Origin of the sequence: Actinospica durhamensis (assembly GCF_018139695.1) — a bacterium.
Lineage (GTDB): Bacteria > Actinomycetota > Actinomycetes > Streptomycetales > Catenulisporaceae > Actinospica > Actinospica durhamensis.
This window is the reverse complement of record NZ_JAGSOG010000254.1, coordinates 1-12,565: the sequence shown is the minus strand read 5'-3', so window position 1 is coordinate 12,565 and position 12,565 is coordinate 1. Positions and strand designations below refer to the sequence as shown.

The 12,565-nt window shown below is 71.9% G+C and carries 11 protein-coding genes; 3 read left to right on the top strand and 8 right to left on the bottom strand.

The genetic code is table 11. The annotated features are described in order from the left end of the window. Positions 1 to 230 precede the first annotated feature (230 nt). Positions 231 to 1,334 carry a baeRF2 domain-containing protein gene (locus KDL01_RS32655; RefSeq protein WP_212532535.1) on the top strand — a complete coding sequence of 368 codons (1,104 nt, stop codon included), beginning with the start codon at positions 231 to 233 and terminating at the stop codon, positions 1,332 to 1,334. 112 nt (positions 1,335 to 1,446) lie between these two features. Here the strand turns inward: KDL01_RS32655 and KDL01_RS32650 are convergent, their stop codons facing one another. From KDL01_RS32650 to KDL01_RS32635, 4 genes are all read right to left on the bottom strand, one after another. Further along, positions 1,447 to 2,307 carry a hypothetical protein gene (locus tag KDL01_RS32650; RefSeq protein ID WP_212532534.1) on the bottom strand — a complete coding sequence of 287 codons (861 nt, stop codon included), beginning with the start codon at positions 2,305 to 2,307 and terminating at the stop codon, positions 1,447 to 1,449. A 6-nt stretch (positions 2,308 to 2,313) separates the two neighbouring features. Next, on the bottom strand, positions 2,314 to 2,874 hold the full coding sequence (locus tag KDL01_RS32645; protein ID WP_212532533.1) for a SigE family RNA polymerase sigma factor: 561 nt from the start codon (positions 2,872 to 2,874) through the stop codon (positions 2,314 to 2,316). Positions 2,875 to 3,003: 129 nt separating this feature from the next. Continuing rightward, on the bottom strand, positions 3,004 to 3,780 hold the full coding sequence (locus tag KDL01_RS32640; protein ID WP_212532532.1) for a 4'-phosphopantetheinyl transferase family protein: 777 nt from the start codon (positions 3,778 to 3,780) through the stop codon (positions 3,004 to 3,006). 17 nt (positions 3,781 to 3,797) lie between these two features. After that, complete coding sequence (locus KDL01_RS32635) at positions 3,798 to 5,045, bottom strand: cation:proton antiporter (RefSeq protein ID WP_212532531.1); 1,248 nt, start codon at positions 5,043 to 5,045, stop codon at positions 3,798 to 3,800. Between the two features lie 190 nt (positions 5,046 to 5,235). Between KDL01_RS32635 and KDL01_RS32630 the strand changes: the two genes are divergently transcribed. After that, on the top strand, positions 5,236 to 6,642 hold the full coding sequence (locus tag KDL01_RS32630) for an MFS transporter (RefSeq protein WP_212532530.1): 1,407 nt from the start codon (positions 5,236 to 5,238) through the stop codon (positions 6,640 to 6,642). Here the strand turns inward: KDL01_RS32630 and KDL01_RS32625 are convergent. Continuing rightward, positions 6,581 to 9,163, bottom strand: coding sequence for a VIT domain-containing protein (locus KDL01_RS32625; RefSeq protein WP_212532529.1), 2,583 nt, complete (start codon positions 9,161 to 9,163; stop codon positions 6,581 to 6,583). The two genes, KDL01_RS32630 and KDL01_RS32625, sit on opposite strands and share 62 nt — an antisense overlap. Further along, positions 9,163 to 9,861, bottom strand: a complete 699-nt coding sequence (locus KDL01_RS32620) for a helix-turn-helix domain-containing protein (protein WP_212532528.1) — start codon at positions 9,859 to 9,861, stop codon at positions 9,163 to 9,165. The genes KDL01_RS32625 and KDL01_RS32620 overlap by 1 nt, the downstream gene beginning before the upstream one ends. A 231-nt stretch (positions 9,862 to 10,092) precedes the next feature. On the opposite strand from KDL01_RS32620, the gene KDL01_RS32615 reads away from it, so the two are divergent. Next, positions 10,093 to 10,944, top strand: a complete 852-nt coding sequence (locus KDL01_RS32615) for a hypothetical protein (RefSeq protein ID WP_212532527.1) — start codon at positions 10,093 to 10,095, stop codon at positions 10,942 to 10,944. An 8-nt stretch (positions 10,945 to 10,952) separates the two neighbouring features. Here KDL01_RS32615 and KDL01_RS32610 read toward each other — a convergent pair whose 3' ends face one another. Then, positions 10,953 to 11,867: a squalene/phytoene synthase family protein gene (locus tag KDL01_RS32610; protein WP_212532526.1), complete on the bottom strand. Its 915-nt coding sequence runs from the start codon at positions 11,865 to 11,867 to the stop codon at positions 10,953 to 10,955. 107 nt (positions 11,868 to 11,974) lie between these two features. Then, positions 11,975 to 12,565, bottom strand: a 591-nt coding sequence (locus tag KDL01_RS32605) for a hypothetical protein (RefSeq protein WP_368861693.1), incomplete at its 5' end; no start/stop codon positions are given.

Sequence of the window (12,565 nt, the reverse complement as noted above, 5' to 3'; positions counted from 1 at the left end):
CCTCTCGATCGCCGCCATCGCCGCCATCGCCGCCATCGCCGAGCGCGCGAAGCCTGCTGATCTCGGACAAGGGTCGCGGGTTTTTTCGCGGGTCCGGGCTGAGCGAGTCTGGGTCGGGCGCCCGAGCTTGCCGGACCTCCCCGAACGGGTCAGTGTGGCCTGCCGCCGCGTGCCGGGTGTGGCGGGGTCGGGGGACGATGGCGGGACCCCGATCGCGTCAGGAGAACACGATGGATCTCGATCTGCTCCGGCCCCTCTACACCGCGACGCCCGGCGATGTCGTCTCGGTGCACCTGGATACCAGCCGGGAGGACCAGGACGCGGACAAGCGACTGGAGCTTACCTGGCGGGATCTGCGCCGGGACCTTGCCGCGCAGGGCGTTGGCGAGGAGACGCTCGAGGCGCTGGACGGGCAGGTCGGTTCTGCGCCGCACATTGTCGGGCCGCAGGGTGAGTCGCTGTTCGCGGCGAACGGGAAGATCCTTGGGTCCTTCGCACTCTCGGAGCCGCCGGCTGCCAGCCGCGGCGTCGTCGGGCTGGTGGCGGACCCGCTGGAGACCGTTCTCGACCTCGATCATCAGCTCCCGTACATCGTCATCGCGCTCGACCGGGAGGGCGGCGACATCGACGCGTACCCGGCTGGGGCGTTCGACCCCGAGTCCAGCCGCACCTACGACGGCACCACGCTGCACCTGAGCCGGGTCGGGGCCGGCGGGCCGTCGATGGCTTCGTACCACCGGCGCGCTGTGAACGCGTGGACCGACAACGCAGCCGGTGTCGCGCGGGAGGCGGCCGAGGCGGCGACCGGTGTTGACGCCCGGGTGGCCGTTATCGCCGGCGACCCCAAGGCGATTCCGCTGCTGCGGGAGGAGCTCGCGGCCCAGGGGCTCGGCGCCGAGATCGTCGAGGTCCCCGGCGGACGGCGGGACGACGCGGCCGCTGCCATGCGCGAGGCGGTCGAGTACGCGCTCGCCGACATCTCGCGCGCCGACCACGAGCGCATGATGACCGCGTACAGCGACGCGCTGGGCCGCAACCGGGCCGTGCACGGCATCCCCGCGGTGATCGACGCGCTCGCCCGGGGCAGCGTCGACACTCTGCTGCTGTCCGCGGACCGCTCCGCCGACCCGATGAAGTGGGCGACCGCCGAGGACGCGATGCTGATCGCCAGTGCCCCGGAGGCGCTCGGCGAGTACGGCGAGAAGGCCTTCGAGGGCAAGGCGGGCCCGCTCATGCTGCGGGCGGCTGCGGCCGGCGGCGCCTCGTTCAGCGAACTGCTGCCGGGCGTAGAGGCCGACGACGGATGTGCGGCGATCCTGCGCTACGCCAAGTGAACATCGAATGTGAAACGGTGCGAGCCCTGCGGTTCCGTGCGAGCCGGCGCGGCCGGGAGCGCTGCTGCGGCGCTTGATTCACCGGCGGCGCCGACTCGAGGCTGCTGAGAGTTCAGTTGTTGCCGATGATGTCCAGGTCGGCGGCCAGCTGTGCGGTGAACGCGGGGTTCTCGGCCAGCTTGACCAGGTCGATCCTGGGCACGCCGCGGTTCGAGCCCGCACTTAGGTAGACGATGATGTTCTCGCCCTGCGGCGTCTTGACCTGCACGCCGACGATCGCGCCCGAGCTGCTGGACGTCGAGTCCCTGGTGGTGTCGACCAGGGTGAACCCGTGCGCCAGCGGCGTGTTCATCGAGCACGGGTGGCAGAACTCGAGCCCGTCGGCGTCGCGCGAGTACTCGATCATGAGGACTCCCGGCGTGCCGTGCTCGACCACGTTGTACTGCCACGGGTTGAGGATGGGCGTGTTCGGGTTCATCCCGGAACCCAGCTGTGAGACCTGGTCCGGCATCATTTCGTTCATCGCCGAGCTGTACGGCTCCGAGCTCTGGGAAGACGTGACACCCGGAAGCAGCTTCGCGAGTGTACTGAGATCTTGCTCGCAGATCGTGGTCCGCTCGCTGGTGCTGCCCTTGCCGTAGAAGGACGCGTCGGATCCGGAGGTCCAGGGCATGTAGACGCCGGTGCACTCCCGAACGATCGCGGGCGAGGCGCCCGTCGCCGGCTCGCTGGAGCCGACGGTGACCGAGGTCCGCGCGACGGTGCCGCCGCCCGGAAGTACGACGGCCAGGGAACCGATTGCCGCGAGTGCGCCCGCGCTCAGGGTGTAGCCGATCGCGCGCCGCCGCGTCGCGCGTCTGGCGGCGGCCAGGGCCGCGGGAACCAAGTCAGCAGAGGACTGATAGCCGTCCGAGACTGTCTCGAACAGGCTTCGTACCTGATCCTCGCCGATCTCCAGCTGATCGTCTTGCATGTCGTATCATCCTTCTTTCGTGTAGGAGAACGTTGCATCAGCCGGGCTCGTGGCAGTGGCCGGCTCGGCCGACGACTGCTCGGCCCAATCGGGGCCGAGCACTTCGCGCAGCCGGACCAAGGACCGCGAGGTCTGGCTCTTGACGGTCCCGACGCTGCAGGACAACGCGGCCGCGGTCGCCTCGACGCTCAGGTCCTCCCAGAAACGCAGCACCAGCACCGCTCTGCCCCGCTTGCCCAGCTGAGCCAGGCCGGCCAGGAGTTCGAGCCGCAGCTCCGAGTCCTCGGCTCGCGGCGGCGGCGCGTCGAGGGCGAGCGCGATGTGCGTGTCCCGCTCGCGCTTGAGCTTCCGCTCGTTCGCCAGGTAGGCGTTGACCAGCACCCGGCGCGCGTACGCGTCCACGGAGTCGGCCCGGCTGGCCCGCGACCAGAAGCGGCACAGGTTCGTGAGCGCCTCCTGCGCCAGATCCTGCGCCTGGTGCGGATCGCCGCACAGGAGGTAGGCCGTGCGAAGCAGGTGTCCCTGTCTGGCCTGCGCGTATTCGGCGAACTCGGTTCTTCGCTGCATGTGCTCCGCCCTTCGTTCTGACCAGGTCGATAACTAGAGTCGGGACGCTTCGATCGGGTTGCGTGCCCGGCACTGATTTCTCGCCCTGGAGGCCGATCCAGCTCAGGGAAGCCAGCTCAGGGGAAGCGATCAGGGTGCGGCGGAGACCGGCGCGATCGGTACCAACGTAGCCGCGGCCAGTACGCCGCGCTCCGAGTGCCAGCGGCCATGCAGGGTGTGTAGCGTCTGCGGGATCTGCGTTCCCAGCGGCGGGCCCGGGATCTGGTGTACGACGGTGAACGTGCCGTCCGTGCCGCCGAAGGACACCAGCGACACCAGCGCGACTGTGAAGCCTAGCCACGTCCCGGCCAGCGGGAACCACACCTTATATATTGCCTCTTTGACGCAGAACAGCAGACGGTCCCAGTAGACAGTGGGATCCTCGGCGCGCAGGTCGAGGAGCTGCGCCCGCTCTTCGGGCAGTCCGATGACGTCGAGCACGCCGGAGGAGAGCGGTTCGTTGGGCTCGGCGTCCAGGCCCAGGCCGACGACGTCGGTTCGGCGGGCCAAGGCTGCTGCGCGGTTTCCCCGGCAGTGGGTCATCGACCCGACCAGGCCCTCGGGCCAGAGCGGATCGCGTCGTTGGCCGTGCACGACGGGTGCCTCGGGACGGCCGAGGTCGCGCATGGCGGCCCGGGCGAGGTGGCGTACCGTGCGAGTGCTGAGCCTTCTCGGCGCCGCGCGCGCCGCCGCGTTCGCGCGCGTCTGGGCGGTCCAGGAGGCCTGCGTGAAGTCGCTCGGCCTCGGGATCTTCGCAGAGCCCTGGCGGATCGCCGTGCGGCCCGGCGCCCGGCACGGCTGTCGCTGGGGCGAGGCGTCCTGGCGGTCCCTTGAGGACGCGGCACCCTGCGCCCTGGCGCTCGCCACGCCCTTGAACGACCCCGTCAGTCCGCCACGGCGACCGGTTCACCGACCTCGGCGGGCGCGGTGACCGGACGGATGGCCGAGAGCAGCGGCCCGGTCGCCAGCGTCGTCACCAGGGCCATCAGGACGAGCACGGTGAACAGCCGCGAGGTGATGATGCCGTCGGCCAGGCCCACGTTCAGCGCGATCAGCTCCGTCAGCCCCCTGGTGTTCACGAGGGCCGCGACAGTGCGCGCGTCGGTCTTGTCCAGTCCGGTCAGCCGGCCCGCCAGGTAGGCCGGAACGAGCTTGCCCAGGCAGGCCGCCGCCGTCACCAGGGCCAGCACCTCGAATCCGGTCACGCCGACCGAGCCGACGTTGAGCGACAGGCCGGTGGTGATGAAGAACAGCGGCAGCAGCAGGTTCCCGGCGCGCTCCATCGAGGAGACGACCTCGGCGTCCGGGGGCCGGCTGCCGCGCAGTGTGAGTCCGGCCAGGAACGCGCCGAAGATCGGGTGCAGCCCGAGTTCGGCGGTGACCCAGGCGCCGCCCGCGGCCAGTACGAAGGCGAGGGTGGCCGGGCTGGCCAGCACCGAGCTGCGGGCGAGCCACCAGCCGAGCGCCGGACGGACGAGCGCGAGCATGAGCACGATGAAGACCACGACCAGCACGGTGGTGACCGGGAGGGTGAACCGCGGCTTGGGGCCCGCGCCGATGACGGCCGCCGCCAGCACCAGCCAGGCGAGTACGTCCATCAGCGCGGCCGCCGCCGTCGCCGTGATCCCGGCCCTGGTCCCGGCCAGACCGCGGTCCCGCACGATGGCGGCCAATACCGGCAGGGCACTGATGGAGACCGCGGCCGCGATGAACATCACGAACGCACGCTGGTCCGGGTGGCCGCCGAGGGCCGCGAAGGCCGAATGGTCCAGCGCCACCACCAGCACCCCGAGCGCGAGCGGCACGCTCACCGCGCACAGCGCGACCAGCTGCGCGCTCGAGCCCTGCCGCCGCAGGGCCCGGAACTCGATCTCGTAGCCGACGCCGAACATGAAGATGACGACGGCGACCTGGCCCAGAACATTGATATAGGGCACTGCGTGCGCGGGGAACAGATGCGCGGTCGGATCACCCGGGAACCGGCCGAGCACACTGGGACCGAGCACCACGCCGGCCACGATCTGCCCGATCACGGCGGGCTGGCCGAGCCGGCGCGCCGCGGCGCTGAAGAGCCCGGCGACCAGCGTGACCAGGGCGATGATGCCGATGACCTCGGCGACGATCACGTCCATGGCAACCCCACTCCGTCACGGCGCCCGTGTTCCCGTGCACGTCCGCTGCGCTCCCGCGTACGCACCCGAGCGTATCCGAGCCCGCGGAGATATCAAAGAGCACTGCGATACTCGGTGCGTTCGCGGAGCGGGCCCGCGTGATTGTGTGCTCTTATTGATCCGCGGCGTGCCGTGCTCCATGATTTCCATCATGACGCGCAGTGCGGGGGCGACCGGGGGTTTCATCGAGCGGCGGCTGGTCAACCGGGACTTCGCCCGGCTGTGGACCGGAGGGGCGGTCTCCGGCCTCGGCGACGCGGTGTTCGACACCACGGTGCTGCTGTGGATCGCCACCGTGCTCGCCCACGGCCGCAGCTGGGGTCCGGCCGCGGTCAGCGGTGTGATGCTGGCGGCCGGCCTCGCCGTCGCCGTCGTCGGCCCGATCGCCGGGGTGTTCGCGGACCGGTGGGAGTGGCGCGCGACGATGCTGCGCACCGAGGCGATCCGGGCCGTGCTGGCCGGAGCGCTGACGGCGGTGTCCCTGCTGCCGACCCGCGATCTGCCGGTCGGCGCCTGGCTGGCACTGGTCTACGGGGTGGTGCTGGCGCTCAACGTGGCGGGGCAGTTCTTCAACCCGTCGAGGTTCGCCATGATCTCGCAGATCGTGCCGGGCGACGAGGACCGGGCCAAAGCCGTGGGCCTGAGTCAGGGTACATATGCCGCGACCCTGATGATCGGCCCGCCGCTGGCCGCGCCGCTGCTGTTCACCGTGGGCTTCCAGTGGGCGCTGCTGTTCAACGCGGCCTCGTATGTCTTCTCCTACTGGGTGATCCGGTCCGTGCGGGTCGAGCGCGCGGCCCGGCCCCCGGAGCAGGCGCCGCAGACCACGCCCGTCTCCGGGCTCCGCAGCCTGGGCCGCGACCTGCTCGACGGACTGCGGGTGTTCGCGCACAGCAGGTTCCTGGTGACCCTGCTGGTCATGGTGGTCATCCTGACCGTCGGGACCGGGGCGCTGAACGGACTCGACGTGTACTTCGTGACCGAGAACCTGCACGCCGACCCGCATCTCTACGGTCTGCTCTCCATGGCCGACGGCACCGGGGCGGTCCTCGGTGCGCTGGCCGCGGGCGCGGTGGTCGAGCGCCTCGGCATCCGGCGCTCGACCTGGCTGCCGCTGTTCCTCGGCGGCCTGGTGATCCTGCTCTACGCCCGCCAGACCCGCTTCTGGAGCGCGTTGCTGCTGGTGGCGCTGGTCGCCTGCCTGGCCGGGATCGTGAACACCGTCTTCAGCCCGGCCGTGATGAAGGCCGCGCCGAAGGAGTACCTCGGCCGGGTCGTGCAGGTGTTCAACCCGGCCATGAGCCTCGCTTCGATGCTGTCGCTGGCCGTGTCCGGCTGGCTGGCCAGCACCGTGCTGGTGCACTACCACGGCGAGATCGGCGGCCTGCACATGGGCCGCATCGACCTGATCTTCACCGCGGGCGCCGCCCTGGTCACGCTCGGCGGCGCCTACGGTGGGATCTTCCTGCCGCGGGATGCCGAATCCCCGCGCGGGGTCAGCTCTGGGCGCGCCGCTTCCAGAAGGCTCCGGCGCGCCGAGGCTCCGACGCCCCGGTGACGGTGGCGAGCCCGCTGACGGCCTGCTGCCAACGCGCCTCGAGCTCGGCCTGGTCGGTGAGCGGGAGTTCGAGCCGGGCGGCCAGCTCCGTCAGAACCTGGAGATTCTCCGGGGTCGAGAGGAACGGGAGGGCGGTGAGCTCGCGCAGCACGCCGGCGAGTTCGCTCAGCAGCGCGACCCGGTCGGCGAAGGGCGCGGCGCTCTCGGCATCCAGACGCTCCCGCAGGGCGAGCAGGCGTGCCCACACCTCAGAGATGGAAGCCTGAGCCGCGATCGAGCCCTGAGCCGGGACCGCCGCTGCGTCCGCCTCCTCCAGGAACGGCTCGAGCTCGGACTTGGCCCGCTTCATCTCCGGCTGGATCTGCGGCGGGCTCGGCGGCAGGACATCGGCCATGGGCATCGCGGCCGCGACCGCAACCGGCATCATGGGGGCGCCCGGCTGCATCGGGCCGCCGCTCGGCAGCGGCGCGCCCGGCATCGGCAGCGCCGAGCGCCGAGCGCCCGCGGGCCCCCTGGACACGGCGGGCCCGGGCGCGGATGCCGCGACCCAGCTCGCCTGGCCGAAGGCGTCCCAGCCGCTCGGGCTGTCCACCGGCTGCGTCACCCGCCGCATCGGGCCACCCTGATTCACCACCCGGCTGTCGATCGCGACGAACGCGGTGAACCGGCACAGCACGCCGAAGCGCAGCGAGGTCCGGACGATCGCGCGCTCGGCGTCCTCGCCGCCGTGCCCGGAGGCGAAACCGTCCTCGAGGTCGCGCACCCGCCCGCGCGCCCAGTACGCCGCCAGTCCGGCGTCGGCTGCGGCGACGGCTGTGACAGAGGTCTGCCACGGCTTGCCGTCCGCTCCGGTGCCGCGCACCACGACCTCGCCCTCCGGCTTTCCGGTGAACCGGCCGCTGAGCACCAGGGGAGCGCCGACGAACAGGTCCGGCAGCCGGGCCGGCTCCACGCTGGCGAGATCCACCGCGAGACCGGCCCCGGCCAGGCTCAGCCCGGTGGCCACCGGGGCGCCGATCCGCCGGTGGATCTGCGCCATCGCCTCGTCCAGCCGGTCCTCCGACTCCACCAGCTCACAGCGTCCGCCGCTGATCCGGGCCAGCCGCTTGAGGAACCCGGCGTTGACCGCGCGGTCGATGCCGATCGTGTGCACCCGCACGCCCTTGATACGCGGCGCGAGCCGCTCCAGGATCTGGTCCTCGTTGCCCACCTGACCGTCGGTGACCAGCACCAGGACCCGGTCGCGCACCTCGCCCGGCGCCGCGGCCAGCAGGTCCGCGGCCCGGCCGAGCGCCTCGGCCATCTCGGTGCCGCCGCGCGCCTCGAGCCCGCCGAGGTACTCGATCGCGCGGAAGCGGTGCCGGTCGCTCGCCTCGACCAGGCCCGAGGGCAGCAGCGGCGCGGTTTCGAGCACGGTGTCGAAGGCCAGCACCGCGAAGCGGTCCGCGCCGGTGAGCGTGTCCACGATCCGCCCGGCCGCGCGGCGGGCGGCGACCATCTTCCAGCCGCCCATGCTGCCGGAGCGGTCCAGGACGAGCACGACGTCACGCGGGTGGGTCCCGGCGTGCTCGCGGCTCGGCGGCAGCACGGTCAGGACGAAGGTCCCGGCGCGCTCCGGCGCGTCCGGCTCCGCGCCCGCATCGGTCTCTTCGTCGTCCAGCCGGACCGCGAGCGAGGTCGCCACCGCGTCCTCGGAGCCCAGACCCAGCCGCAGGATGAAGTCGCGGTCCAGCCGCTCGCCGGGGACCAGCCGCACCAGCCGCCGGCCTGACGCGTCGTCGGCTCCGTCGGGCGCGGTGACCTCGACGCCGTGCAGGCTGGAGCGGATCGCCGTCAGCGGCAGCCCGGCCGGGTCGAGGTCCACCTCGACCGAGAGCCGCACCGGGTTCGGGAAGCCGGGCAGCAGGATCGGCGGGCTGATCCGGGAGGCGTCGGGCACCGCGTCGGTGTCGGGCGCGGTGCCGTCGCCGACCTGGTCGCCGGGCAGCGCGGTGCCCGGGATGTAGCGGGGCGCGACCACGAGCGGGAAGCGGTAGGTCGCCTCGCCGTCCTCGAACGGCAGGCGCCCGGCCAGGGTGGCGCGGATGACGACGTGCTCGCCGGGCAGGATGTTGCCGACCCGCATGGTGAACACCCCGGGCCGCTCCTCCTCGGCGATCGAGGCGCGGCGGCCCTCGGCCAGGGCCTGCTCGTAGTCGGCCCGGGCCTGGCCGCGCTCCTCGAGCACGCCCTGCACCACCCGGCCGTCGGCCTCCATCCGCAGCCCGGTCACCGCCGCGCGGTCCGGCAGCGGGAAGACATAGGTCGCCTCGAGCGGGACGTCATAGGGATTGCGGAAGCCCTGGGCGACCTCGGTGCGCACGGTGAGCCCGACCACGGCCGAGCGCACCTCGATCGACTCGAGGGGCAGGTTGCCGCGCTCGGTGCCCAGAGCGCCGAGTCCGGCCTCCGGGTCGGGCGCCGCGAGGCGGAGTATCTCGTTCTCGTGCAGGGTCTCGACGGTACCGATCCTGACATTCATCACGGTGTCCCCCTTCGGACGGCTCCCGCCGCCCCTCGTCGGTGAGGTGCTGCCTCTTCGTCGGTGCTGCTGAGCCCGAGCGCCCGGAGCGCGTCGAGCAGGGGTCGGGCGGCCTGGGTCAGGACGGCGATCGCCGCGTCGTCCGGCGCGTGGTCGGCGCCGTCGAGCAGGAGCGAGACGTCCGGTGCCAGGCGGATTCCGTGCATGCGCGCGCCGAACGGCTCGGCGGGCTCGGGCTGTGCGGTGTGCTCGGCCTGCGTCGTGGGCGCCCGCAGCGGACGGGCGGACCAGAAGCGGCCGCGGGCCGGCTCGGGTTCCAGCCCTGATTCGGGCGCCAGTGGTGCGGGTGCGGGTGTCGGTGCCGGCTCCGGCGCGTCGCCGAGTCCGGCGATGCGTTCCAGGGTGGCGTCGTCCGCGCCGATCAGCTGCTGCTGCACGTCGGCGAGCGTGAGCCCGCGCGCCTGCAGCCGCTTGACCGCCACGATCTGGGCCAGATGCCGCCGGCCGTAGAGCGCCGTGCGCCCGCGCATCGCGCCCGGCCGGTCCAGCAGGCCGATCGAGGTGTACCAGCGGATGGTGCGCACGTCCGGCACCTGCCGTACCCGGCCGTTGACCTGCCGGTGGTCGGCCGAGAGCGCCTCGGCGACCAGCTCCGAGAGCTGCTCGATCGTCCACGCTGCGGGATCCGGTCCGGTCATGCGCCCATCGTGACACTGTCATATGACAGTGTCAATAAGTCGGCGCGAGGAGTCCGCCCGGCACGGGGCGCGGGCGGGTGGAAACAGGGCGCGCCCTGGCCCGGGCTCACTCGTTCGGGTCGCCCGGGATGCGGTTGGCGGATCCGGGGCCGCGGAAGGGTGCTGATGTGCGGTCTCGGGGTACTCGCGAGCGAGGTCTCCGCGACCGATCGCGAGTATGGAAAGAGGCTGATGATGCTGATCGGCGACTCCGCGTATCCGCCGTCCACCTATCCGACCGAGTACGACGGCAGACCGGTGGTGGGCTGGTGCGTCTACATCCCGGGCGGCGACGCGTACCACGGCTGGACCCAGGCCGAGATCGACGCCCTGAAGGCCCAGCCGTGGTGCCGCTACATCCTGCCGGTGTTCGTCCGCTCCAGCCCCCAGGGCACGGCGCAGGCGTCGGCGGACGCCGCCACGGTGGCGGCCTGGGCGCGGGCACAGGGACAGCCCCGCGGCACGCTGACCATGCTGGACTACGAGACCGCGGTGGACTCGGCGTACGAGCTGGCCTTCGACCGGGACCTGCGCAACGCGGACGGCGACCTCGAGCTCCTCTACGGCTCGAAGTCCACCGTCGTGCAGAACACCGCCCCGTCCGGCGGCTACGACGAGGCCGACTGGACCGGAGCCGTCCCGACCTCCGTGGCCTCGACCGGAACGCAGTTCTACTCCGGCTCCGACTACGACCTCAACGACCTGCGCGATACCGCGCCGCTCTGGGACATCCGCCCGCCGGCGCGCTCCGCCACACCTCAGGAGGATGACATGACCACCACCAGCGTGAACGGCCGCGCCGGACTGTCCTGGCCGGCCGGCAGCCGGCACGTCGTCCAGGTCACCTACGACCCGGCCGCCGGAGACCCGACGCTGCGGGTCGTGCTCGCGTTGACCACCGGGCCGGTGGTGCTCGCGCTCAAACCGGCCAACGGCAGCGGCGACCTCGAGATCCCGGCCCAGTACGTGCCGACCTGCCGGGGCGTCATCTTCGAGTCGGCGTCCGGATCGCCGAACGTCGTGTACGACGCCTGCGCGGTCTGAATCTCGGCCTAAGCCCGGCGGGTCCGCCGGGCGCTGAGATACTCGCGGCCCAGCACCCGGACCGCGGCGAGCTTGGAGCAGTTGGCCGGGCGGCGCAGCAGCGCCGGGACGTCCGCGCGGGCGGCCGCGACGGTGAGTGCGTCGAGGCTGAGCATGCAGCGCAGCATCGGGCGGCTTGCCGGCGGCACGAGGTCGATCGCGGCGCTTCCGGCGCCCAGGCCCCGCTCGACCCGGTCGAGCTGGTCGGCGATCAGTGCGCGTACCGTCGGCAGGTCGCGGGCCTGCTCGAGGTCGGTACGGGTGACCCGGTGCTGCTCGAGCGTCTGGGCCGGGATGGTGAGCCGGTCGTTCGCCAGGTCCTCGGCGAGGTCGTTGACGAAGTCGAGCCGCTGGATCGCCTCTATGTAGGTGCGGCAGGCGGCCCGGTAGGCCTGCTGGTCGCCGTCCGGGCCGAGCAGCGTCGCGACGAGCATGAACGCCGGGAGCGAGTAGCCCTCGACATAAGTCTGGTAGTCGGCCTCGGCGACGAAGCCGGTGAACTCCAGGTCCAGGTCGGCCGAGGCGAGATAGTCGAGCACGCGCTCGTGCAGTACGGGGTGCGCGACGATGGTGTGCAGCAGCGGCCGCAGTTCCGGATCACCGCTCTGGTTGGCCTCGAGGGCCTCGGTGACCTCGCGCTCCCAGTCCTCGTAGGACTCCTTGCGCTCGGCCGCCGGTCCGCTGTCGAGCAGGACGTCCGTGCGGTGCATGAACGCGATGGCGGCGATCACGTGGGCGACCAGGCGTTCCGGCAGGAGCAGCTCGGCCGCCAGCACTATCTCGTGCTTGAACGCGGAGGCCTGCGCCCGCACCCGGCCGTAGTCCGAGCGCAACGACGCCTGCTCGACTCCGGCCGCGTCCAGCGCCCGTTCCCACCTGCCCACGCGTTCCCTCTTTTCTCGATCCTGCCCGGCCGGGCCGCCGCCATTGTACGGCCCTTGCCGACGCGTGGATCAATCTGCCTACTTATACCAGTATGAGTCTACTTATATCAGCTGTTGACGATGGAGGACACGATGTGCGCGGCCTGGTCTTCCCACTGTGCGTACAGGTAGCCGTCGAAGGAGCGCTGGACGTCCTGTGCGGCGGTGTGCAGGGACATGTTCTGGTAGTTGGAGGGCAGGCTGTTGAGGAATGCGGTGGCGGCGTAGGTCGGGTTCTCGAGCTGGGTGGGGGTGCCCCAGCCGGTGGAGGGGCGCTGCTGGAACAGGCCGAGGGAGTCGTGGTCGACGGCGACGTTGAGGTTCTGGAGCTTGGATTCCTGCATGGAGGTCGCTACGGCGATGGTGGCGGCGTAGGGGGAGAGGTGCAGGTTCTCGGCGGCCTGGACGATGGTGGCGGCGTTGGCCTGCTGGGTGGAGCTGAGGGTGATGTGGGACTGGGTGCCTACGGTGCCGGTCGGCTCGAGCTGGGAGAGGGTGGCCCCGGCGAACGGGTTGGCGGCCTTGGTCTCGATCTTCGCTGCGGGCTGCGCGGTGGTGGTGGTCGTGGCGGCCGGCTTGGCGGTGGTGGTGGCCTTCGCCGCGGTGGTCTTGGCCGCGGTGGCGGGCTTGGCCGGGGCGGTGGCGGCGGAGGCGGTGAC

Bases quoted from the DNA above. Each gene is read 5' to 3' on its own strand.
- KDL01_RS32655 (WP_212532535.1), top strand. From the start codon at position 231: ATGGATCTCGATCTGCTCCGGCCCCTCTACACCGCGACGCCCGGCGAT.
- KDL01_RS32650 (WP_212532534.1), bottom strand. From the start codon at position 2,307: ATGCAAGACGATCAGCTGGAGATCGGCGAGGATCAGGTACGAAGCCTG.
- KDL01_RS32645 (WP_212532533.1), bottom strand. From the start codon at position 2,874: ATGCAGCGAAGAACCGAGTTCGCCGAATACGCGCAGGCCAGACAGGGA.
- KDL01_RS32635 (WP_212532531.1), bottom strand. From the start codon at position 5,045: ATGGACGTGATCGTCGCCGAGGTCATCGGCATCATCGCCCTGGTCACG.
- KDL01_RS32630 (WP_212532530.1), top strand. From the start codon at position 5,236: ATGACGCGCAGTGCGGGGGCGACCGGGGGTTTCATCGAGCGGCGGCTG.
- KDL01_RS32625 (WP_212532529.1), bottom strand. From the start codon at position 9,163: ATGAATGTCAGGATCGGTACCGTCGAGACCCTGCACGAGAACGAGATA.
- KDL01_RS32620 (WP_212532528.1), bottom strand. From the start codon at position 9,861: ATGACCGGACCGGATCCCGCAGCGTGGACGATCGAGCAGCTCTCGGAG.
- KDL01_RS32615 (WP_212532527.1), top strand. From the start codon at position 10,093: ATGATGCTGATCGGCGACTCCGCGTATCCGCCGTCCACCTATCCGACC.